Annotated in this window: 22 protein-coding genes and 1 other RNA gene; 9 read left to right on the top strand and 14 right to left on the bottom strand. The window is 70.0% G+C overall.

What is annotated here, in order from left to right:
* The 3 genes from QM638_RS12520 to QM638_RS12510 all read right to left on the bottom strand — a co-directional run.
* Positions 1-385, bottom strand: a 385-nt coding sequence (locus tag QM638_RS12520; RefSeq protein ID WP_415142311.1) for a SatD family protein, incomplete at its 3' end; no start/stop codon positions are given.
* A gap of 61 nt (positions 386-446) precedes the next feature.
* On the bottom strand, positions 447-2474 hold the full coding sequence (locus QM638_RS12515) for an NAD(+) synthase (protein ID WP_415142310.1): 2028 nt from the start codon (positions 2472-2474) through the stop codon (positions 447-449).
* A gap of 126 nt (positions 2475-2600) precedes the next feature.
* Positions 2601-3011, bottom strand: coding sequence for an MmcQ/YjbR family DNA-binding protein (locus QM638_RS12510; protein WP_415142309.1), 411 nt, complete (start codon positions 3009-3011; stop codon positions 2601-2603).
* A 149-nt stretch (positions 3012-3160) separates the two neighbouring features.
* Here QM638_RS12510 and panB point away from each other — a divergent pair, with 149 nt between their 5' ends.
* From panB to QM638_RS12485, 5 genes are all read left to right on the top strand, one after another.
* Positions 3161-4030 (top strand): 3-methyl-2-oxobutanoate hydroxymethyltransferase, encoded by an 870-nt coding sequence (gene panB, locus QM638_RS12505; RefSeq protein WP_415142308.1) that lies wholly within the window; start codon positions 3161-3163, stop codon positions 4028-4030.
* Positions 4031-4226: 196 nt separating this feature from the next.
* A complete protein-coding gene (locus tag QM638_RS12500) occupies positions 4227-5120 on the top strand; it encodes an ABC transporter ATP-binding protein (protein WP_415142307.1) in 894 nt (297 codons plus the stop codon).
* Positions 5117-5908, top strand: a complete 792-nt coding sequence (locus tag QM638_RS12495) for an ABC transporter permease (RefSeq protein ID WP_415142306.1) — start codon at positions 5117-5119, stop codon at positions 5906-5908. The genes QM638_RS12500 and QM638_RS12495 overlap by 4 nt, the downstream gene beginning before the upstream one ends.
* A gap of 27 nt (positions 5909-5935) precedes the next feature.
* Positions 5936-7126 carry a sensor histidine kinase gene (locus QM638_RS12490; RefSeq protein WP_415142305.1) on the top strand — a complete coding sequence of 397 codons (1191 nt, stop codon included), beginning with the start codon at positions 5936-5938 and terminating at the stop codon, positions 7124-7126.
* A 41-nt stretch (positions 7127-7167) separates the two neighbouring features.
* Positions 7168-7773 carry a response regulator gene (locus QM638_RS12485; protein ID WP_415142312.1) on the top strand — a complete coding sequence of 202 codons (606 nt, stop codon included), beginning with the start codon at positions 7168-7170 and terminating at the stop codon, positions 7771-7773.
* A 17-nt stretch (positions 7774-7790) separates the two neighbouring features.
* Here the strand turns inward: QM638_RS12485 and QM638_RS12480 are convergent, their stop codons facing one another.
* The 3 genes from QM638_RS12480 to QM638_RS12470 form a co-directional block, all read right to left on the bottom strand.
* Positions 7791-7934: a hypothetical protein gene (locus QM638_RS12480; RefSeq protein WP_415142304.1), complete on the bottom strand. Its 144-nt coding sequence runs from the start codon at positions 7932-7934 to the stop codon at positions 7791-7793.
* A gap of 270 nt (positions 7935-8204) precedes the next feature.
* Positions 8205-8459, bottom strand: a complete 255-nt coding sequence (locus QM638_RS12475; protein ID WP_415142303.1) for a hypothetical protein — start codon at positions 8457-8459, stop codon at positions 8205-8207.
* A 3-nt stretch (positions 8460-8462) separates the two neighbouring features.
* Positions 8463-8666, bottom strand: coding sequence for an SPOR domain-containing protein (locus QM638_RS12470; protein ID WP_415142302.1), 204 nt, complete (start codon positions 8664-8666; stop codon positions 8463-8465).
* An 89-nt stretch (positions 8667-8755) separates the two neighbouring features.
* Here QM638_RS12470 and QM638_RS12465 point away from each other — a divergent pair, with 89 nt between their 5' ends.
* From QM638_RS12465 to rnpB, 4 genes are all read left to right on the top strand, one after another.
* Positions 8756-10237 (top strand): circularly permuted type 2 ATP-grasp protein, encoded by a 1482-nt coding sequence (locus QM638_RS12465; protein WP_415142301.1) that lies wholly within the window; start codon positions 8756-8758, stop codon positions 10235-10237.
* On the top strand, positions 10237-11163 hold the full coding sequence (locus tag QM638_RS12460; RefSeq protein ID WP_415142300.1) for an alpha-E domain-containing protein: 927 nt from the start codon (positions 10237-10239) through the stop codon (positions 11161-11163). The genes QM638_RS12465 and QM638_RS12460 overlap by 1 nt, the downstream gene beginning before the upstream one ends.
* A 19-nt stretch (positions 11164-11182) precedes the next feature.
* The gene (locus QM638_RS12455) at positions 11183-12028 is read left to right on the top strand and encodes a transglutaminase family protein (RefSeq protein ID WP_415142299.1); all 846 of its coding nucleotides are present in this window, start codon (positions 11183-11185) and stop codon (positions 12026-12028) included.
* 58 nt (positions 12029-12086) lie between these two features.
* Positions 12087-12483: RNase P RNA component class A (gene rnpB / locus QM638_RS12450), an RNA gene on the top strand.
* A gap of 273 nt (positions 12484-12756) precedes the next feature.
* Here the strand turns inward: rnpB and QM638_RS12445 are convergent.
* From QM638_RS12445 to QM638_RS12410, 8 genes are all read right to left on the bottom strand, one after another.
* Complete coding sequence (locus QM638_RS12445; protein WP_415142298.1) at positions 12757-13023, bottom strand: DUF5615 family PIN-like protein; 267 nt, start codon at positions 13021-13023, stop codon at positions 12757-12759.
* Positions 13020-13343, bottom strand: a complete 324-nt coding sequence (locus QM638_RS12440) for a DUF433 domain-containing protein (RefSeq protein WP_415142297.1) — start codon at positions 13341-13343, stop codon at positions 13020-13022. The genes QM638_RS12445 and QM638_RS12440 overlap by 4 nt, the downstream gene beginning before the upstream one ends.
* A gap of 525 nt (positions 13344-13868) precedes the next feature.
* Entirely contained in the window at positions 13869-15026 is a 1158-nt protein-coding gene (locus QM638_RS12435; RefSeq protein ID WP_415142296.1) for an LLM class flavin-dependent oxidoreductase, read from the bottom strand.
* 23 nt (positions 15027-15049) lie between these two features.
* Positions 15050-16054 carry a transporter substrate-binding domain-containing protein gene (locus tag QM638_RS12430; protein ID WP_415142295.1) on the bottom strand — a complete coding sequence of 335 codons (1005 nt, stop codon included), beginning with the start codon at positions 16052-16054 and terminating at the stop codon, positions 15050-15052.
* A gap of 38 nt (positions 16055-16092) precedes the next feature.
* Complete coding sequence (locus tag QM638_RS12425) at positions 16093-16887, bottom strand: amino acid ABC transporter ATP-binding protein (protein WP_415142294.1); 795 nt, start codon at positions 16885-16887, stop codon at positions 16093-16095.
* Positions 16884-17840 carry an amino acid ABC transporter permease gene (locus QM638_RS12420; RefSeq protein ID WP_415142293.1) on the bottom strand — a complete coding sequence of 319 codons (957 nt, stop codon included), beginning with the start codon at positions 17838-17840 and terminating at the stop codon, positions 16884-16886. The genes QM638_RS12425 and QM638_RS12420 overlap by 4 nt, the downstream gene beginning before the upstream one ends.
* The gene (locus tag QM638_RS12415) at positions 17837-18952 is read right to left on the bottom strand and encodes an LLM class flavin-dependent oxidoreductase (protein ID WP_415142292.1); all 1116 of its coding nucleotides are present in this window, start codon (positions 18950-18952) and stop codon (positions 17837-17839) included. The genes QM638_RS12420 and QM638_RS12415 overlap by 4 nt, the downstream gene beginning before the upstream one ends.
* Entirely contained in the window at positions 18949-20364 is a 1416-nt protein-coding gene (locus tag QM638_RS12410; RefSeq protein WP_415142291.1) for an NtaA/DmoA family FMN-dependent monooxygenase, read from the bottom strand. Before QM638_RS12410 ends, QM638_RS12415 begins: the two co-directional genes overlap by 4 nt.
* Between the last annotated feature and the right edge of the window lie 19 nt (positions 20365-20383).

Genomic DNA, 20383 nt, shown 5'->3' with positions numbered 1-20383 from the left:
GGCGCGAGCCGGCCCGCGCCTGCGCCGTCTCGACCGCCTCGATCGCCGCGCGCGCGGCCCACCAGCCGGCGCCGTCCTCGACCCGTGGCTCGTCCTGCAGCACCCGTACGTCGCCCCAGCCGACGCCGAACCGGACCTCGATCTCGGGGGCCAGCGCCAGCCGGAGCCGCAGGGTGGTGGCGAGCGCGTCGCCCAGGGTGGCGAAGGCGCCCTGGAACTCGTCGCCGACGGTGATCCGCAGCGGGGCGAGGGGCGCCAGCTCGGTGTTGACGGCCTCCAGGCGCGCGGTCAGCGCGGCATGCACCAGGTCCCGGTCGGCGGCCCGGCGGGACCCGACCACGTCTCCGATCAACGTCGCGACCACGAATGAAGAATATAGCTTCATTCCTTCAATCTGAAGCCATTTCCTTCACTATTCGCGCCGCTCCTTCACCGGTCACTCCGCCTCAGCTCGGGATACGGGCCTCGATCTCGGCGAGCCACGCCTCCGCGGAGGCATCCGACGGCATCCGCCAGTCGCCACGCGGCGACATCGTGCCCCCGTTGCTCACCTTCGGTCCGTTGGGCAGCGCCGACCGCTTGAACTGGTTCGCGAAGAACCGCCTGACGAACACCTCCAGCCACCGCCGGATCTCGGCCAGGTCGTAGGCCCGCCGCCGATCGGCCGGGAAGCCGGGCGGCCACTCGCCGGACTCCGCCTCGTGCCAGGCGTGCCAGGCGAGGAAGGCGATCTTCGACGGCGTGAACCCGTGTCGCACCACGTGGAACAGGGTGAAGTCCTGCAGCGCATAGGGACCGACAGAGGCCTCGGTAGACTGCTGCTGCTCGCCCGGCACCAGCTCCGGCGAGATCTCCTGGTCGAGGATCTGCTGGAGCACCGCGTCGGTCGCCTCGTCGAACCGGTCGGTGGAGATCACCCACCGGATCAGGTGCTGGATGAGCGTCTTGGGCACGCCGGCGTTCACGTTGTAGTGCGACATCTGGTCGCCCACCCCGTACGTCGCCCAGCCCAGCGCGAGCTCAGACAGATCGCCGGTGCCGAGCACGATGCCACCGCGCTGGTTCGCCGCCCGGAACAGATAGTCGGTGCGCAGCCCGGCCTGGACGTTCTCGAAGGTCACGTCGTAGACCGGCTCGCCGGCGGCGAAGGGGTGGCCGAGATCGCCGAGCATCTGGGTGGCCGCCGCCCGGATGTCGAGCGTCTCCGCGGTGGTGCCCAGCGCCTTCATCAGCGCCAGCGCATAGCCCTTGGTGGCCTCGGAGGTGGCGAAGCCGGGCATGGTGAAGGCGAGGATGTCGCTGCGCGGCCGGTCCAGCCGGTCCATCGCCTCCGCCGCCACCAGCAGCGCCTGGGTGGAGTCGAGGCCGCCGCTGACGCCGATGACGACCTTCGTCCCGGGGCCGATCGAGTCGAGTCGCTTGACCAGCCCGGCCACCTGGATGTGGTAGGCCTCGTAGCAGTCCTGCGCCAGCCGGGCCGGGTCGTCGGGCACGAACGGGTAGCGGTGGACGGCACGGCGCAGGCCGCCCGCGGTCAGCGGCGGGCTCAGCTCGAACTCGATCTCGGTGAAGGCCGCGTCCTGGCCGAGCGCGCGGGCGTTGTCGTCGAAGGTGCCCTGCCGGATCCGTTCGGCCACGATCCGCTCGAGATCGACGTCGACCACCGTGCGGCGTGGCCCGTCGGGGAACCGCTCGCTGCGACCGAGCAGCTCGCCGAGCTCGTAGACCATCGTCTGGCCGTCCCAGGCCAGGTCGGTGGTGGACTCGCCCGGGCCGGCTGCAGTGTAGACGTAGGCCGCCGCACAGCGAGCGCTCGCCGAGGAGACCAGCAGCCGCCGGGACTCCGCCCGGCCGACGGTGATCGGGCTCGCCGACAGGTTGAGCAGCACCGTCGCACCGGCCAGCGCCGCCTCCGCGCTGGGCGGGACCGGCACCCACATGTCCTCGCAGATCTCCACGGCGAAGACCAGGTCGGCGACGTCGGAGGCCCGGAAGAGCAGCCGCGAGCTGAGCGGCACCTCCTCGCCGGCCAGCATCATGGTGGTCTCCAGGCCCGCGCCGGAGCCGAACCAGCGGCGCTCGTAGAACTCCCGGTAGGTCGGCAGATAGGACTTCGGTGCGACCCCGAGGATCTCGCCGGCATGGATCACCACGGCGGTGTTGAGCACCCGGTTGCCCACCCGCAGGGGGGCACCGACGACGATGACCGGCATCAGCTCCTCGCTGGCCACCGCGATCGCCTGAATCGCCGCCTCGACCGCCTCCAGCAGGGTGCGCTGGAGCATCAGGTCGTCGATCGCGTACCCGGACAGACACAGCTCGGGGAAGACCGCGACCGCCACCGCGTCCTCGCTGCACCGCCGGGCCTGGTCGATCACCGCCCGCGCGTTGGCCACCGGGTCGGCCGGGACCACCGGGATCGTGCAGGCGGCGACGCGGGCGAAGCCATGGGCGTACGCCGAGTAGAAGTCCACGCCGGCGAGTCTAGTGTCGCCCTCGGGAGCCCCGGTCCCGTCCGGCCAGCCCGTCCCGTCCGGCCAGCCCGTCCCGTCCGGCCAGCCCGGTCAGGCCGGTCGGTTCGGTCAGGCCGGTCGGTTCGGTCAGTCCGGCGCCGTACGGGCGTCCAGCTCGGCCACCAGCCGCCGCGGCGCGATCAGACGGTAGGAGGCGTCCACCAGCTCCCCGACCTCGGTCCAGTCCACCTGCGGGGCGGCCAGGTCGAGCCCGCGCCAGCCGCCCGCGCCCCAGTACGCCGGGAAGAGGAACCGCTCGTCGGCGTCGACCGCCGGCAGCTCGGCCGGATCGATCTTGACGATCAGCATGCTCGGCCACCGCCGATGCTCCCCCGGCCGGAGCTTCACCGAGCCACCGAAGCCGGCGAAGATCCGGCCGGTGTGGAAGACCGGGCGACCGTGCGAGATCTTCTCCTCCGCCCCCGGCAGGCCCAGGCACAGCCGACGCAACTCGGCGAGCCCCGGGTCATCGTCGGCGTACATGATCGGGTGCGGCATGCCGTCAGTGAACCACGGGCCGGGCCTCGGTGACAGCCGTCGGCGTGAGCAGCGCCACAGCGCCGTACCGCACGCGACGGACCTAGGCTGGACACGGTCCGTGGACTCCACCCAGGGAGCCGCGAGATGTCACGAGAGGCAGCTCGACGATGAGCAGTTCAACCGAGGAGCCGGCGCCGTACGGCGCCCCCAGTACCTCCACCGGCGGCAGCGGTGCCGCACCGATCAGACGGGTCCGCACCCACCATCTGCGGGAGTTCAAGGAGCGTGGGGAGAAGTTCACCATGCTCACCGCCTACGACATGTACGCCGCCGCCACCTTCGACGAGGCCGGCATCGACACCCTGCTGGTCGGCGACAGCGCCGCCAACAACGTCTACGGCTACACCACCACGGTGCCGATCACGCTCGACGAGCTGATCCCGCTGGCCCGTGCCGTCACCCGCAGCACCCGACGCGCGCTGGTCGTCGGCGACCTGCCGTTCGGCTCCTACCAGGGCTCCCCCGAGCAGGCCTATGCCAGCGCCGCCCGGCTGATGAAGGAGGCCGAGGTGGCCGCGGTGAAGCTCGAGGGCGGCGTCGACATGGCTCCGGCGATCGAGCTGCTCACCCGCGGCGGCATCCCGGTCTGCGCGCACATCGGCTTCACCCCGCAGTCCGAGCACGCCCTCGGTGGCTACCGGGTGCAGGGCCGCGGCGATGCCGCCGAGCGGGTGCTCGCCGACGCCCGCGCGGTCCAGGACGCGGGCGCATTCGCGGTGGTGCTGGAGATGGTCCCCGGCGACGTCGCGGCGGAGATCACCAAGGAGCTGGTGATCCCCACCATCGGCATCGGCGCCGGCAACCAGACCGACGGCCAGGTGCTGGTCTGGCAGGACGCCTTCGGGCTCAACTCCGGCCGGACGGCTCGGTTCGTGAAGAGGTACGCCGACCTGCACGGCGTACTCCTCGACGCGGCGCGCACCTACCGCGACGAGGTGAAGGAGGGCAGCTTCCCGGCGCCGGAGCACACCTTCTGAGCTGCGGGCTCCGGGGGCGGTTTCACCGGTTCACCGGTGAAACTGGCACTTCCTGCGCGATGCAACCCGCAAGAAGTGCCAGTTTCACGCAAGAAGTCCGGCCGGATGGCAGCGCGATGACCACCTGACAGATGTCATGGCGGACACGTGAGGGACAAGCCAGACACGAGGGCCGCCGCGCGTCGATGCTGGAGCCATGAGTGTTCCAGCGGTACGCCTCGAGGGCGTGACGAAGAGCTTCGGGAGGGTCGAGGCCGTCCGGGGCATCGATCTCGACCTGCGGCAGGGCGAGGTGGTGGCCTTCCTGGGTCCCAACGGCGCCGGGAAGACCACCACCATCGACATCATCCTGGGGCTGTCCCAGCCGACCACCGGCGCCGCCGCGGTGCTGGGGCTGAGGCCGCGCGACGCGGTCGCCCGCGGCCTGGTCTCGGCGGTGATGCAGACCGGTGGCCTGATCAAGGACATGACGGTCCGTGAGACCGTCGAGTACACCGCCAGCCTGTTCGCCGACACCAAGCCGGTCGACGCGGTGCTGGCCGACGCCGGGATCGAGCAGATCGCCGGTCGGAAGGTCGGCAAGTGCTCCGGTGGCGAGCAGCAGCGTCTGCGATTCGCGATGGCGCTGCTGCCCGACCCGGCGCTGCTGCTGCTCGACGAGCCGACCACCGGGATGGACGTCGAGGGCCGCCGTGCGTTCTGGGGCGCCATCCGGAGCGACGCCGACCAAGGGCGCACGGTGCTCTTCGCCACCCACTATCTGGAGGAGGCCGACCAGTACGCCGACCGGATCGTGCTGATCAGCCACGGCCGGATCGTGGCCGACGGCTCGGGGGCGGAGATCCGGGCACTCGCCTCCGGTCGGGTGGTGCGCGCCACCGTGCCCGACCCGGAGCGGATCCGGTCGCAGCTGGCCGCGATCGCCGGCGTCGACCGGATCGACCTGCGCGGCGACCAGGTCCACGTCCACGCCAAGGACAGCGACACCGTGGCCCGCTTCCTGCTGGTCAACACCGAGGCCCGGGACCTCGAGATCACCTCCACCAACCTCGAGGACGCGTTCCTCAGCCTGACCGGAGATGCACGATGAGCACCATCGACACCCGTCCCGAGGCGTTCGGCCGTCGGGTGCCGCCACTGGGCGGCTTCAACCTCACCCTGCTGCGCATCGAGCTGATGCGGATGCTCCGCAACCGCCGCACGATCATCTTCACGCTGCTGCTCCCGGCGGCGCTGATGTTGAGCTTCGGCGGTCAGTCCGGCTGGCAGGAGAAGGCCGGCTCGGGCAACGTGGCCGCCTACATCCTGATCTCGATGGCGCTCTACGGCGCCGCCCTGACCGCCGCCGCGACCGGCTCGATGGTCGCGCTCGAGCGCGCGGTCGGCTGGTCACGGCAGCTGCGCCTGACCCCGCTCAACCCGGTCGCCTACATCATCACCAAGGCACTGGTGGCGCTGTGCATGGGCGGCCTGGCGATCATCGCCGTCAACGTGGTCGGCAAGCTCCAGGGCAAGGCCGAGATGCCCACCCACGTCTGGGCCGCCTCGATGGTGGTGACGCTGTTCTGCACCCTCACCTTCGCCGCGCTCGGCGTCTTCGTCGGCTACATCGTGCCGGGCGAGAACGCCATGCAGATCCTCGGACCGGGGCTCGCCCTGCTCTCCTTCCTGGGCGGGCTGTTCATCCCGCTCAGCCAGTACGCCACGGCCGTCCGCGACGTCGCCTACTGGACCCCGATGTACGGCGTGGCCGAGGTCGCCCGTGCACCGCTGACCCACGACCTGCCCTGGTACGCGGTGGTCAACGCAGTGGGGTGGTTCGCGCTGTTCATCGCCGGTGCGGCGTGGCGGATGAGCAAGGACACCGCCCGCGTCTGAGGCCGCGGGTCCGAGGGAGGAGCCGAGATGAGCACCCGGCCGCTGGAGGAGACTACGGTTCTCGGTGTGGAGGAGCGAGCCGACGAGGCGGGCCCTGCCGCCGAGGAGGGCACCGAGTGGCCGATCGCCGGCGACCCATGGCGCAGCGGCCGGCCGTGGATCGGGCCGTTGGTGGCCGGGTTCTGGCTCTTCTTCCTGGTCAGTCCGCTCTACGCCGGCTGGCAGGACCGCGACACGGCTCCCGGCGTGGTCGGCATGCTCGCGACCCTCGCCTTCGCCGGCACCTACATGCTGGTCTGGCTGCGCGCTCGGGGGAACCGGATCGCGCTGGCCAGCGGCCCGGAACGGCGCTTCATCTACCTCTACCTCGGTGCCATGACGCTGCTGACGGTGCTGATGATGGTGTGCCTGGGGCAGGTCGGCTCGACCGCGGTGGTCTACCTCGCGGTCGGCTTCATCATGTGCCTCGACCGGCGGGTGGCGATGCCGATCGCGGTCGCTCTCGCGCTGCTCACCCTGGCCTCCGGCGCGCTGCCCGGCTGGGACGACCAGCTCGGCACGACGTTCGGAGTCTGCGCCGCCTCGGTGGCGGTGTTCGGCGTGCGTTCGCTGATGCGACGCAACCTGCAGCTCTTCGACGCCCACCAGCAGAACACCCGGTTGATGCTGGCCGACGAGCGCAACAGGTTCGCCCGGGACCTGCACGACATCCTCGGCCACTCGCTGACCGTGATCACCGTCAAGGCCGAGCTCGCCGGCCGGCTGATCGAGGTCGACCCGGAGCGCGCGATGCTCGAGGTCGCCGACCTCGAGCGACTCTCCCGCGACGCCCTGCACGACGTACGGCGCGCGGTGCAGGGCTATCGCGAGCTGACCCTGCCCGGCGAGCTGGCCCGGGCACGGGCCGCGCTGCGGGCCGCGGAGATCACCCCGGTCGTGCCGCAGTCCACCGACGAGGTGCCCACCGAGCTGCGCGAGCTGTTCGCCTGGACCGTGCGCGAGGGCGTCACCAACGTCATTCGGCACTCCGGAGCGGCGCGTTGCGAGATCCGGCTCAGCGCCACCAGCGCCGAGGTCCGCGACGACGGCCGCTGCCCGGTCTCGCCGACCGAGGGCAGCGGGCTGACCGGACTGCGCGAGCGGGCCGGCGCCGCGGGCGCCGTCCTCACCACCCGGGTGCTCGCTCCCGGCTTCTCGCTGGAGGTGGCGCTGCCGTGACGACTCCGCCCTCACCCAGCTCACCGGGCACACCGGGCTCGATGATCCGGCTCCTGCTCGCCGACGACCAGGCGCTGGTCCGGGGCGCCCTGTCGGCGTTGCTCGGACTCGAGGCGGACCTGGAGGTGGTCGCCGAGGTCGGCAGCGGCGATGCGGTCGTCCCGGCGGTGCTGGCGCATCACCCCCACGTGGCCCTGCTCGACGTGGAGATGCCCGGCCTGGACGGCATCACCGCCACCGCCGCCGTCCGGGATGCCTCGCCGCAGACCAAGGTGCTGATCGTGACCACCTTCGGGCGGCCGGGCTATCTGCGCCGAGCGCTGCAGGCCGGCGCCTCCGGCTTCGTGGTCAAGGACACCCCGGCGCCACAGCTCGCCGACGCCGTACGCCGGGTGCATCAGGGGTTGCGGGTGGTCGACCCGATGCTCGCCACCGACTCGCTGGTCGCCGGCGAGTCGCCCCTGACCCAGCGGGAGACCGAGGTGCTGCAGGCCGCCCGGGACGGCGCCAGCGTGGCGACCATCGCCGGCCGGCTGTTCCTCTCCGAGGGGACGGTCCGCAACCACCTGTCGGCGGCGATCGGCAAGACCGGCGCCGCCAACCGCACCGAGGCGGTGCTCACCGCCGAGTCCAACGGCTGGCTCTAGCCAGCGATGCCTCGGGGCTAGCTCTCCTCCGCGGGCGCGGCCTGACGGGCCAGGCCGGCGCGCTCCGCGCTCGGGCGGTCGAAGGCCGCCTGCAGGCCCTCGCGGACGGCCTCGTCGGTGGCGGCGGTCGGCTCGGAGAAGTCGGGATACATGTCGTACATGAGCAAATTCCTGGAGATACGTGGCCCGCACGCGGCGAGCCGGTGATGAACGAGGGAGCCAGGCGACGCCGCAACCACCGCGGCGGGCTGGCCCGGCTCAGGCCCCGCCGCGGCAGCCGATGAGTACGAAGCAACGCCGCATGGTTCTTCCACGGTACGTCGAGGACGTGGCCACGTCAGCGAATTTCCTTGGATGTCCGATATTTGAGATCCCTTTCTCGCCCCGGACACCGATCACCGGACACCGGTACACCGATCACTCGAGACCGATCACCCGGCCAGCACTCCCCCGCCGACCGCCACCGCGAACCACAGCACCACGCCGCCCACCGCGGTCCACAGCACGCGACGCGGGTGCGGCATGAACCAGCGACAGCCGAGCACGAACAGCACCGCCCAGCTCAGCAGCAGGCCGAGCGCCACCCACCACGGCGCGAAGCTCGCGCTCGCCGCGTCCAGGAAGAGCACACCCGCCAGGCCGGCCATGCCCACGAACCCCCAGGGCTCGACCCTCGGCAGCGCCAACGCTCAGGACTTCTCGGGCAGGTCGTCGTTCCAGTTCGGGTCGTTGTCCCAGGCGGCGTTGCGCTCGGCCACCTTCTCCAGCGCCCGCTCGGCCTCCTCGCGGGTCGGGTAGGGACCGAGCCGGTCCGCGATGTTGCACCCGTCCGTGGGCTCCACGGCGTGATGCTTGAGGCAGTACCAGAACTTGCCCTCGGTGCTCTCGCTCATGGGGAGAACCTACGCGCCGGCAACACGTCCGCAACACCCGATCCGGCCGGGCAACACCGGCGACACACGGAAGTGAGTAGGTTCTGGCCATGACCGCGATGTTCGACGCCTACCTGACGCGGGATCCGGCGTACGACGAGATGTTCGGCGACGGCGGACTGCGGCCGCCGTACCGCCGGCTCGGCGACTCGCTGCGTCGTCTGACCGCGCCGGAGTTGGCCAGCAGGGTCGAGGCGCTGCAGGCCAGCTACCTCGATCAGGGCGTGACCTTCGACATCGGCGGGGAGGAGCGGGCCTTCCCGCTCGACATCGTGCCGCGGGTCATCGAGCGGGACACCTGGTCGACCATCGAGGCCGGGGTGCAGCAGCGGGTCGCGGCGCTGGAGGCGTTCCTGGCCGATGTGTACGACGCCGGACAGGTCTTCACCGACGGCGTGGTCCCCCGCCGGGTGATCGCCACCTCGCACCACTTCCACCGAGCGGCGGCCGGGGTGCGCAGCCCCAACGGGGTGCGGATCCAGGTGGCGGGCATCGACCTGGTCTGTGACAACACCGGCGAGTTCCGGGTGCTGGAGGACAACGTCCGGGTGCCGTCGGGGGTCTCCTACGTGATGACCAACCGACGGGCGATCGCCGCAGCGCTGCCGGAGACGATGGCCGAGCACCGGATCCGGCCGGTGGCGAACTACCCGCTGAAGCTGCTCGCCGCGCTCCGGGCCGCGGCGCCGGCGGGGGTGGCCGATCCGACGGTCGTCGTCCTCACCCCGGGGGTGTACAACGGCGCGTACTTCGAGCACGCCCTGCTCGCCCGGACGATGGGCGTGGAGCTGGTCGAGGGCCGCGACCTGGTGTGCCGCAATGGGCACGTCATGATGCGCACCACCAAGGGACTGGCGCCGGTGCACGTGATCTACCGCCGGATCGACGACGAGTTCCTGGACCCGGTGCACTTCCGCGCCGACTCCATGCTCGGCTGTGTCGGGCTCATCGACGCGGCTCGGATGGGCAACGTGACGCTGGCCAACGCGGTCGGCAACGGCGTCGCCGACGACAAGCTGATCTACACCTACATGCCCGACATCATCGGCTACTACCTGGGCGAGGATCCGATCATCCGCAACGTCGACACCTGGCGGATGGGCGAGCCCGAGGCGCGCGAGGAGGTGCTCGACCGGCTCGACGAGCTGGTCCTCAAGCCGGTCGACGGCTCCGGCGGGAAGGGCATCGTGATCGGGCCCGCCGCCAGCGCCGCGGAGCTGGACGAGCTGCGCGCCAAGGTCCTCGCCGACCCCCGGGAATGGATCGCCCAGCCGGTGGTGCAGCTGTCCACGGTGCCCACCTTCGTCGACGGCAGGCTCGGCGCCCGGCACGTCGACCTGCGTCCGTTCGCGGTCAACGACGGCTCCAAGGTCTGGGTGCTACCCGGTGGCCTGACCCGGGTCGCGCTGGCCGAGGGCGAGCTGATCGTCAACAGTTCACGCGGCGGCGGCTCCAAGGACACCTGGGTGCTGGCCGGCCCGACGCAGACTCAGCTGGAGGTCCCGACGCAGACTCAGCTGGAGGTGGAGTGATGCTCAGCCGGATCGCGGAGTCGATGTTCTGGATCGGACGCTACGTCGAGCGCGCCGAGGACACCGCGCGCATCCTGGACGTGCAGACCTCGGTGCTGCTCGAGGACGCGACCCTCGACGAGGACGCCACCTGCCGGGGGCTGCTCGCGGTGATGGGGATCGAGGAGCAGCCGGCCGGCCGGATCGGGCTGCCGGTGATCTTGGACATGCTCGCCTACAGCACCGTCTCGCCGTCCTCGATGGCCTTCGCACTGGAGGCCGCACGCGAGAGCGCCCGGGGTGCTCGGGAGACGTTGAGCGTCCCGCTGTGGGAGGCGCTCAACACCACCTATCGCGCGCTGCCGGCCGGCCAGTTCCGGCACATGCGGGCGCCGTACCTCTTCTCCTGGGTGCGCGACCGGGTGGCGATGGTCAACGGCACCGCCGACGCCAGCATGGTCCGGGACGAGAGCTGGCAGTTCCTGATGCTCGGGCGGTACGTCGAGCGGGCCGACATGACCTCGCGGCTGCTGGCGACCACCTCGCTCTCGGGCGGGTCGAGCACCCCGTGGACCTCCACGTTGCGCGCCTGCGGAGCCTATGACGCCTTCCTGCGCACCTACCGAGGCCTGGAGACGGAGCACGGGGCGGCGGAGTTCCTGATGCTCGACCGGCTCTTCCCGCGCTCGGTGGTCTACTCGCTCAACCGGGCCTCGGAGGCGCTGGACAACCTGGAGGCATCCACTCGGCGGGCCGGGTTCACCGACGAGGCCCATCGGTTGATCGGACGCGCCCGGGCCGAGCTGGAGTACCGTCCGCTGACCGATCTGCTGCACGATCTGCCCACCGAGATGGAGCGGTTGCAGCGCACCTGCGCCGAGGCGACGGCGGCGGTCACCCGCCGCTACTTCGCCGGGGCCGAGGCGATGAGCTGGCAGGGGATCTGATGGGGACCGAGGGCCGGGGATGAGCATGCAGCTGCGCGTCGTACACACCACGTCGTTCGCCTACGACGGCAAGGCCGTCGCCTCCTACAACCAGGCCCGGCTGACGCCGTTGACCACGCCGGAGCAGATCCTGGTGCACCAGCGCTTCGACGTCTCGCCCAAGCCGTGGACCCACTCCTACCGGGACTACTTCGGCAACGAGGTGACCGCCTTCGAGGTGGTCGATCCGCACCAGGCGATGACGGTGACGGCGACCAGCACCGTGCAGGTGGACCGACGGCCGGGGACCGAGCCGACGCTCGACTGGGCCGAGCTGACCAGCCCCGCCGTCGCCGACCGGTGGGTGGAGTTCCTGATGCTCTCCGAGCTGGTGGCGCCACCGGAGGAGTACGCCGACCGGGTGGCTCAGATCGCGGCCGAGGCCGCCCGGCCGAGTGTTGCCGCGCACGCCGTCTGCGAGCTGGTCGCGGCCGAGGTCAGGCTGGTCGAGGGTGCCACTCAGGCGACCTCGCCGGCGGGCGAGGCATGGACCAAACGGGCCGGCGCCGGCCAGGACATGACCCATCTGGTGATCGGCGGACTGCGCTCGGCGGGGATCCCCGCTCGCTACGTCTCCGGGTATGTCCACCCGACGGCCGACCCCGCCGTCGGGGAGTCGGCGGTCGGTGGCTCGCACGCCTGGCTGGAGTGGTGGGACGACGGCTGGCACCCGCTGGACCCGATCAACTCCGCCGAGCCGGACGACACCTATGTCGCCGTCGCGGTCGGCCGCGACTATGCCGACGTACGACCCCTCGCCGGCATCTATTCGGGCGCCGACACCTCGACGCTGAGCGTCACCGTGCAGGTCACCCGGCTCTCCTGAGGGTGGATCCGCCGAGAGCCGTCGTCGGGACGTCGCGGTGTACCCTGAGCGGCGCGGACGGGCTGGCCGGGCGATCGCGTCGCTCCCTGGGTGACCGGGGCAGCGTCGAGGAAAGTCCGGGCTCCACAGGACAGGGTGGTGGGTAACGCCCACCCGGGGTGACCCGCGGGACAGTGCCACAGAGAACAGACTGCCTCCGCCCGAGCGATCGGACGGCGGCGAGGGTGAAACGGTGGGGTAAGAGCCCACCAGCGACCAGGGCGACCTGGCCGGCTCGGCAAACCCCACCCGGAGCAAGACCAGACAGCGTGCGACGGATCCACTCGTGGGTCCACCAGGGCGGTCCGCCCGAGCACGCGGGTAGGTCGCTGGAGGCCATCGGCAACGGTGGCCCGAGATGGATGATCGCCCCCTGGCGACAGGGACAGAACCCGGCTTACAGGCCAGCCCGTCCGCACCAGGCCTGTGACCTGCGGCTTTACCTATTCGGACGAGTCTAGTCCGCACACAGTCCGCAAGCGAAGAACCGTTCCGGGCATCTTGACGTGACGCAACAGCGTCACAACCGCTCGTTCACGGCCGTCAAACTGCGGGCCTCGATCCATCGCCCTCAGTGCTGGCCGTGGCCAGGCCAGTCGCCCTACCGACGAGCGGCGACACCAGCGCACCCGGGATGCCCCCTGCGAAGACACCGGTGTCGTCACCGATCAGCCATCAAGTGGCACGAGTCAGGTCCGAGCTTTCGCAACGGACTTACAGTCCGTCGGTCGGGTGTCCCCGCACAGGGAGCCGGTCGTACCTAGCCGCTCGTCGGAGAGTGACTCGATCAGCGTCCTGAACTGCAGGTGCGCACACTGCTGCAGGATCTCGGGATCATCGAGGGAGCGTAGCCCGACGTCTTGTACTCGGACGATGTCGACGTCGTCGACTCGACGCCGAAGACCCAGGACAACGTCGGGGTCGATGTTCTCGTCGGCCAGGAACCGTGGGCTCACGTGTCCGACCGCGCCAGCAACGTGGCGCGAAGCCTCGCGTTGAGCGGGTGCTCGGCCTCGATCCGCGCCTGGGTCGCGACGTCTTCGCGCTCCTGCTCGGCGAGGTAGGCATCAACCTCGACGCGGTGACGCAGGTAGTAGGTGAAGATCGCGTAGACATCGGCGAGTGACACCGTCTCGTAGGCGTCATGGATCGCCTCGGGGGTCTTGCCCCGCTTGAAGGCGGCCACCAGGACGTCGAGAGAGATGCGGGTGCCGGGCACCATCAGGCGGCCGGCCTGGTCTCGGACCAAGGGCACCGGCTCTGGTTCGATCGCCATAGCAGTCATCGCAACAGACCTCCTCGCTTCCTCAAGCGTAGCGGCCTCGAATGTCGGGATCAGGTGAAAGTCGAGGCCTCTCCCCGGCTACAGGCCGACCCGTCCGCACTACCCGGTCTGACCTGGCATTTCACCTTCAAAGGGCTCGCTGGGCGACTACTGGCCGATCACTGTCCGACGCAGCATCAGAGGAACTCTCGGCAGGCGCCGCGTCCATGCCGCCGAGCTCGACCTCCATCAAGGACCGGGAGCGCGGTCTCCCCCGCCACCGGGTGTCCGTAGGTGTCCCGGCCGCGTTCTTGTGGCCGCAGGCGCGCCTGGAGCACCTTTCGACTGACGGCCGCGGATCCGGACAGAGGCGAAGTAGTGCCGCCGGTCGTGGGGCATCGGCGCCGACCTTCATGGCGGCGATCTGCCAGGCATGGTGGCGCTGGTGTCGGCCAGAACCTCTGACCGGCCGCGCGCACCTTGCCGGCGCGGTGAGCCGGTCCGACACTCAGGGAAGCCCGGCGTCCTCGGAGCGAATCAAGACGGTCGACCCATCTCGTGTCTCCCCGCCTTCTCTACTTCGGCGGCCGCGTCGGACACCGCGCGGCCGTGGACGGCCGGCCGAGCGCCGTACGGATCCTCGGCCGTCCAGAGCGTTGTCGGCGCGGCCGCACGTACGACCGGAAGCACCTCGCTCGCGAGCCGCCCGAGCATCTCGAGTTGTTGCTCGTGCGGGAGCACCGTGGGCAAGCTGAACGACTGCAGATCGTGGCCGAAGGCGTCGTGCCACCACAGCAGCTTCTCCGCGATCTGCCGCGGACTGCCGACCAGGACCGGACCGAGGTCGATCGCGTCCTCGATGGTGCCGAAGGTGAACTCGTTGCCCGGAGTATGGTTGCCCGGCTGGTTGAAGAAGGCGACCATCCGCTCGTAGGTCTCGCCGAAGGCGGCCTTCGCCTCCTGGGTGGTGTCGGCGAGGTAGAGGAAGCCGGCGCCCGCACCGACGTAGGCGAAGCGTGGGTCGTGGCCGTGCTCGACGTACGCCTGCCGATAGATGTCGATCAGCCGGGTGTAGTTGTCCCGCGGCTGGATCGCATTGGCGCTGAAGAGTGGGTCGCCCCACCGACCCGCCAGAAGCGCGGAGGTCTCGGTGGTGGCCGAGCCGTGCCAGACACGGGGTGCGCCGGCGTACGGCCGCGGAAGGCTGGTGACCTCCGCCAGGGGTGGGCGGAACCGCCCGGACCAGGTGACCGACTCCTCACGCCACAACCTCCGCAGCAGTGCGTACTTCTCGGCGAGGGCATCCCACTGCTTCCCCGGCTCGATGCCGAACATCGGCAACTGGCGCAGTTCGTTGCCCTTGCCGATGGTGAGTTCGACGCGACCACGGGAGAGCTGGTCGAGGGTCGCGTAGTCTTCGGCGACCCGGAGCGGATCGAGGACGGAGAGCACGGTGACGCCGGTCTGGATTCGGACCCGGTTGGTCGTGGCGGCGATCGCGCCGAGTAGCACCGTGATGCCGCTGGAGATGAAATGACCCGCGTGCCGCTCGCCGATCGCGACGGCGTCGAAACCGAACTCCTCGGCGTAGCGGGCCGAGATCAGTGCCTGCGAGAGGCGCTCGTCGACGTTGATCTCGCGTCCGGTCACCGGGTTCTTCTGGTGTGGGATGATGTCGAGGATCTGAAATCTCATGGTGCTCCGCGGTATCCGCAGCCTCAGAAGGTCGGCTTGGGGTCGAACTCGGACTTGTCGATCCCGGCGCCGGCGAGGTCCCACTTGGCGAAGATCTTCGCGTACTCCCCATCGGCGATGAGCTCGTTGACCGCAGCGACCAGAACGTGGGCCAGCGAGGAACCCTTGGCGGTCACGAACCCAACATCGGTGGAACTCACCTGACCGAGGAATTTCAGGTTCGGCTGGTGCGCAACGAGGTACTCGTCGCCGAGCGTCGGGCCGAAGTAAAGATCCGTCCGACCGTTCTGCAAGCCGAGGATGACCGAGGAGGTGTCGCTGAAGTACTTCGTCTTGTAGGCATCGAGACCGGCCTTCGCGCACTCGTCCACACCGGCCCGGAGGATCTCCTGGAAGCTGGACCCAGCGATCGTGGACACCGTGTGGCCGCAGATGTCGGTCAGCTTGGTGACCTTGTCCAGGGAGCTGTCCGCGCCGGCGACGAAGCCCTGCCCGTCGGTCAGATAGGTGGCGAAGTCGACCACGGCCAGCCGTTCACTGGTGACCGCGAAGTTGTCCTGACCCACGTCGTACTTGCCGCTTTGCGTACCCGGCACGATCGTCTCGAAGCTGCCGTACGACACCTTCCACTGCACACCGAGCACCTTCGCCACCGCGTTGCGCAGGTCGACATCGAGCCCGATCTGGGTGCCGCTGGCGTCCGATCCGCTGTGCGGCAGGCCGGAGCTACCGGTCGCCTCGGTCGTGCCCAGGGTGATGACGCCGCTCGATCTGATTGCGGCAGGAAGTTCGGCGTGGAGCTTGGCGACCTCCTTGACCGCCGAGACGACGTCCGTGGTCGGGATCGCGGTCGAGGATGCGGCGGCCGTACTCCCCGTCGATGACGGGGTCGAGCCGACCCGCTGGTCGGAGGCGCTGAGCGTGTCGGAGCTGTTGCAGGCCGCAAGGGTGAACGACGCGACCAGCGCCAGGACAGGGGCCAGGACAGGGGCCAGGACAGGGGCCAGGACAGGCTTGAGGAGCTTCACGAGATCTTCCTTCGATCGTGGGGGTGACGTGCGGGCCGTCACAGGACGGCAGAGACGAACTCGCGGGCTCGCGAGTGGCGAGGATTGAGGAGTACGTCGGCCGGTGGGCCAGCCTCGACAACGACACCGCCGTCGAGGAAGACCACCTGGTCGGCCGCCTCGCGGGCGAACCCGATCTCGTGGGTGACCACGATCATCGTCATGCCACTGGCGGCGAGGTCCTTCATGACGCCGAGCACCTCCCCGACCATCTCGGGGTCCAGGGCGCTGGTCGGCTCATCGAAGAGGAGCAGCTCGGGTTGGTTGGCGATCGCCCGAGCGATCGCCACACGCTGCTGCTGTCCGCCGCTGAGCTGCCGCGGGTAGGCGTGCTCGCGCCCGGCCAGGCCGACCCGAGCCAACAACTCGCTGGCTCGCGCCTCGGCGGGCTTCCGGCGTACGCCGGCGACCAGCTGGCCCTCGACGATGTTGTCGAGCACGGTCTTGTGCGGGAACAGGTTGAACTGCTGGAAGACCATGCCGATGCGCTGACGCTGTCGGGTGACCGCCTTGTCGGCGAGCTCACGGAGAACGTGACCGTCCGGGCGATAACCGATGATCTCTCCGTCGAGCTCGACCAGGCCGCCGTCCGGCTTCTCGAGGTGGTTGAGGCAGCGCAACAGCGTGGACTTGCCTGAGCCGGACGGACCGAGGATGACGGTCACCGAGCCGCGCGCCACATCCAGGTCGATGCCATTGAGGACGGTCTGCAAGCCGAAGCGCTTCGTCAGGCCGCGGACGCGCACCAGCGCGCTGGCGTCCGGCCTGACGTCCGGGCCGGTGTCGGACCTCATGCCTGCGCCGCCGCTCGCCTCGGGCGGATCCGCAGGCCACGGCTCACGCCCTGCCAGACGATCCGCCCCCACTCCCCGCCGGTGGCCGGGGTCCCCCGGCCGCGGGCGTAGTGCCGCTCGATATAGAACTGGCCGATCGACAGCAACGTGGTCAGGATGACGTACCAGGTGGTCGCGACCAGCAACAGCGGGATGATCAGGTAGTTCTGGGTGTAGATCAGCTGCACGCTGTAGAGCAGGTCGTGAACGGCCAGCACGCTGATGATCGAGGTCGCCTTCAACATGCCGATCACCATGTTGCCGCTGGCGGGGATGATCGCCGGCATCGCCTGCGGCAGGACGATCCGCCAGAAGATCCGACTTCGGCCAAGCCCGAGCGACTTGGCCGCCTCGGTCTGGCCGTGATCGACCGAGAGCAGGCCGCCACGGACGATCTCCGCACTGAACGCGGCGACGTCGATGGTCAGGCCGATGTAAGCCGCCATCAACCCCGAGAAGAGGTGGGCCGTGTGGATCGTGGTGAAGCCCAGCGGGATCGAGGGGTAGAGCGAGGAGAGGTTGTACCAGAGCAGCAGCTGCACCAGGGGCGGCACCGAACGGAAGAACCAGACGAAGACGAAGCTGACGCCGGACAGCACCGGGTTCCGCGAAATCCGCATGACCGCGACCACGATGCCGAGGACATATCCACTGACCACCACCGCCGCGGTCAGCCACACCGTGGTCAGCAGGCCGCGCATGATCGAGGGCCGGAACAAGAAGTAGCGCACCACATCCCACTGGAAGTGCGGGTTGGTGAAGACGCTGGCGAGGACTCCGGCCGCGACGACGAGCACCACGGCAGCCGCCAGCCACTGACCCGGCTTGCGCCGTCCCGCCAGCCGGGTGCCGACCAGGACGTCGTCACTCGCGCGATGCTCAAGGCTCGGGACCCGCTCGAAGGTGGTGCTCATCTCTGTGACCACTCCTTGGCGAGCAGCTCGTAGGAGTGGACCCGGTCCGCGTGGTCATGGGTGATGGTGGTGATCAGCAGCTCGTCGGCCCCAGTCGCGTCGCGAAGCACCTCGAGCTGCTCGGCGACCTGGGCCGGCGTACCGACGAACTGGGTCTCGACCCGGTCGGCCACCAGCGTCTGATCCTCCGCGGTCCAGGAGTGCGCCCGCGCCTCCTCGGGCGTCGGAAACGGGATGGCGCCCTCGGCGGTACGGATCCCACGCACCCACAGGCGGTAACCGGCGGCGAGCTCGCGGGCGCTGTCCTCGTCCTCGGCAACGACGACATCGGCACTCACCATGACGTACGGGTCCGCCAGCTCGGCGGAAGGCCGGAACGCGGCCCGATAGGCCTCGACCGCGTCAAGCACCGTCGCGGGGCTGACATGGTAGTTCGCACCGAACCGCAGGCCACGGGCACCGGCGACCTCGGCGGACTCGCCCCGACTGCTGCCGAGGACCCAGACCTCGAGGTCGGCGCCCTCACCCGGGACGACGTGAGCCTCCTCGCCGGCGTAGGTGTACGTGCCGGCCAGCAGGTCGAGGATGTCGCCCACCTGCTCGGCGTAGCACGGCGCCTCGGCGCCGGGCAGCTGCAGTAGTCGTTTCTGGAGCGCGAACCGAGGCGACCCCAGCAGGTGCCGGTAGCTGAAGGGCTCCGGGATGCGCAGACCGTTCTCCGTCCGGCCCTCGACCACATGCGGGTGGCGGGCCCCCGCCCTCTCCGCGGGCGCGCGACCACCCGAGCGACCGAGGCCGAGGTCGAAGCGTCCGGGGTGGATCGCGTCGAGCAGGCCGAACTCCTCCACCGTCGCCAGCGCCGTACGGTGGCCCATCTGAACCGCTCCTGAGCCCAGCCGGATCGAGGTGGTGGCAGCCGCAGTCAGGGCCAGGACGACGGCTGGCGAGGTGCCACCCACGCCGGGGTTCAGGTGGTGCTCGGCGAACCAGTAACGGGCGTAGCCGGCCCGTTCGGTGGCCTGGGCGAGGTCGACAGAGTTGCGCAGCGCCTGACTCGGAGTCTGCCCCGAGGGGATCGGGACGAGGTCCAGCACCGACAGCGGCGTCCTCATGCACTCACCGCCGCCCGATCGGTGATGCCCGTTCGCGGGACCGGCAGCGGCGCGAGCCCGAGGTGGTCGCGCAGCGTGGCACCGGCGTACGCCGTGCGATGGGCTCCGAGCTCCTGCAGGATCGGAACGACCCGGTCGACGAACGGATCCAGGCCACCGGGGGTGAGGTGCGGGACGAGGATGAAGCCGTCGCACACGTCGTCCTGGACGAACCGATCGATCGTCTCAGCCACGGTCTGCGGGGTTCCGACGAATGCCTGGCGGCCGGTCACCTCGATGATCAGCTCCCGGATGGTCAGCCCCTCGGCGTCCGCCTTGGCGCGCCACTCTTGCGCCGTCTCGAGACGCTCACGGTGGCGCCGTACGCTCGCACGGCCCTGGGCGAACAGGCCGTCGACGTCGGTCTCGACCGGATCGAAGCCTGGCAGCGGCCCGTCGGGGTCGTGGTCGGACAGATCGGTGTTCCACAACTGCTCCAGGAACCTGATCGCGGTCGCCGGCGAGACCTGCTGCAGCCGGATCTCCCGCGCCGCGTCGGCCGCCTCCTGCTCGGTGTCGCCGAGGACGAAGGTGGCCGCCGGCAGGATCAGAAGCTCCTCGCGCGAGCGGCCGTACCTCGCCAGCCGGCCCTTGACGTCGTCGTAGAACGCCCGTCCCTCGTCGTACTGGCTGTAACGGGAGAAGATCGCGTCCGCGCCGGCCGCGGCGAACTCGCGGCCCTGGTCGGACTCCCCCGCCTGGAAGATCACCGGTCTGCCTTGGGGGCTGCGCGGAACGTTGAAGCGGCCCTCGATGTCGAAGTGCTTGTCGTGCCGGGTGAAGGCTCCCGCCTCGGCGCCGGTTGTCGAGTCGGCCAGGAACCGTCCGCTCCGCTTGTCGGCGAGGATCTCGTCGCCGCGCCAGGAGTCCCAGAGTGTGGTCGCGGTGGCGAGGAAGTTCCGCGCGCGCTCGTAGCGCTCGTCCTGCGGGAGATATCCGCCACGGCGGAAGTTCTCACCGGTGAAGGAGTCCCAGCTCGTCACGACGTTCCACGCCGCGCGGCCAGAGGAGAGATGGTCCAGGGTGGCGAACTGGCGTGCGACCTCGTACGGCTCGTTGAACGTCGAGTTGATCGTGCCGGTCAGGCCGAGATGGTCGGTGACTGCAGCGAGCGCGGCCAGGACCGTGAACGTGTCGGGACGGCCGACGACGTCCAGGTCGTAGATCCGCCCGTTCTGCTCGCGCAACCGCAAGCCCTCGGCGAGGAACATGAAGTCGAACATGCCGCGTTCGGCGGTTTCGGCGAAGTGCCGGAAACTGTCGAACTCGATGTGGCTGCCCGCGGCCGGGTCGCTCCACACGGTGGTGTTGTTGACGCCCGGGAAGTGAGCGGCGAGGTGGACCTGCTTGCGCGGCTTGTGCGGAGTAGGCATCGGGATCCTTCGTGGTCGG

It is taken from the genome of Nocardioides sp. (assembly GCF_047606145.1).
Taxonomy (GTDB): Bacteria; Actinomycetota; Actinomycetes; order Propionibacteriales; family Nocardioidaceae; genus Nocardioides.
The sequence above is the reverse complement of the archived record's forward strand: the minus strand, read 5'-3'. Positions and strand labels throughout refer to the sequence as shown.

What these genes read in the sequence shown, in the direction of transcription:
- QM638_RS12510 (WP_415142309.1), bottom strand. Translation starts at nt 3,011, where the DNA reads ATGCCGCACCCGATCATGTACGCCGACGATGACCCGGGGCTCGCCGAG.
- panB (WP_415142308.1), top strand. Translation starts at nt 3,161, where the DNA reads ATGAGCAGTTCAACCGAGGAGCCGGCGCCGTACGGCGCCCCCAGTACC.
- QM638_RS12500 (WP_415142307.1), top strand. Translation starts at nt 4,227, where the DNA reads ATGAGTGTTCCAGCGGTACGCCTCGAGGGCGTGACGAAGAGCTTCGGG.
- QM638_RS12495 (WP_415142306.1), top strand. Translation starts at nt 5,117, where the DNA reads ATGAGCACCATCGACACCCGTCCCGAGGCGTTCGGCCGTCGGGTGCCG.
- QM638_RS12490 (WP_415142305.1), top strand. Translation starts at nt 5,936, where the DNA reads ATGAGCACCCGGCCGCTGGAGGAGACTACGGTTCTCGGTGTGGAGGAG.
- QM638_RS12485 (WP_415142312.1), top strand. Translation starts at nt 7,168, where the DNA reads ATGATCCGGCTCCTGCTCGCCGACGACCAGGCGCTGGTCCGGGGCGCC.
- QM638_RS12480 (WP_415142304.1), bottom strand. Translation starts at nt 7,934, where the DNA reads ATGTACGACATGTATCCCGACTTCTCCGAGCCGACCGCCGCCACCGAC.
- QM638_RS12470 (WP_415142302.1), bottom strand. Translation starts at nt 8,666, where the DNA reads ATGAGCGAGAGCACCGAGGGCAAGTTCTGGTACTGCCTCAAGCATCAC.
- QM638_RS12465 (WP_415142301.1), top strand. Translation starts at nt 8,756, where the DNA reads ATGACCGCGATGTTCGACGCCTACCTGACGCGGGATCCGGCGTACGAC.
- QM638_RS12460 (WP_415142300.1), top strand. Translation starts at nt 10,237, where the DNA reads ATGCTCAGCCGGATCGCGGAGTCGATGTTCTGGATCGGACGCTACGTC.
- QM638_RS12455 (WP_415142299.1), top strand. Translation starts at nt 11,183, where the DNA reads ATGAGCATGCAGCTGCGCGTCGTACACACCACGTCGTTCGCCTACGAC.
- QM638_RS12440 (WP_415142297.1), bottom strand. Translation starts at nt 13,343, where the DNA reads ATGGCGATCGAACCAGAGCCGGTGCCCTTGGTCCGAGACCAGGCCGGC.
- QM638_RS12435 (WP_415142296.1), bottom strand. Translation starts at nt 15,026, where the DNA reads ATGAGATTTCAGATCCTCGACATCATCCCACACCAGAAGAACCCGGTG.
- QM638_RS12425 (WP_415142294.1), bottom strand. Translation starts at nt 16,887, where the DNA reads ATGAGGTCCGACACCGGCCCGGACGTCAGGCCGGACGCCAGCGCGCTG.
- QM638_RS12420 (WP_415142293.1), bottom strand. Translation starts at nt 17,840, where the DNA reads ATGAGCACCACCTTCGAGCGGGTCCCGAGCCTTGAGCATCGCGCGAGT.
- QM638_RS12415 (WP_415142292.1), bottom strand. Translation starts at nt 18,952, where the DNA reads ATGAGGACGCCGCTGTCGGTGCTGGACCTCGTCCCGATCCCCTCGGGG.
- QM638_RS12410 (WP_415142291.1), bottom strand. Translation starts at nt 20,364, where the DNA reads ATGCCTACTCCGCACAAGCCGCGCAAGCAGGTCCACCTCGCCGCTCAC.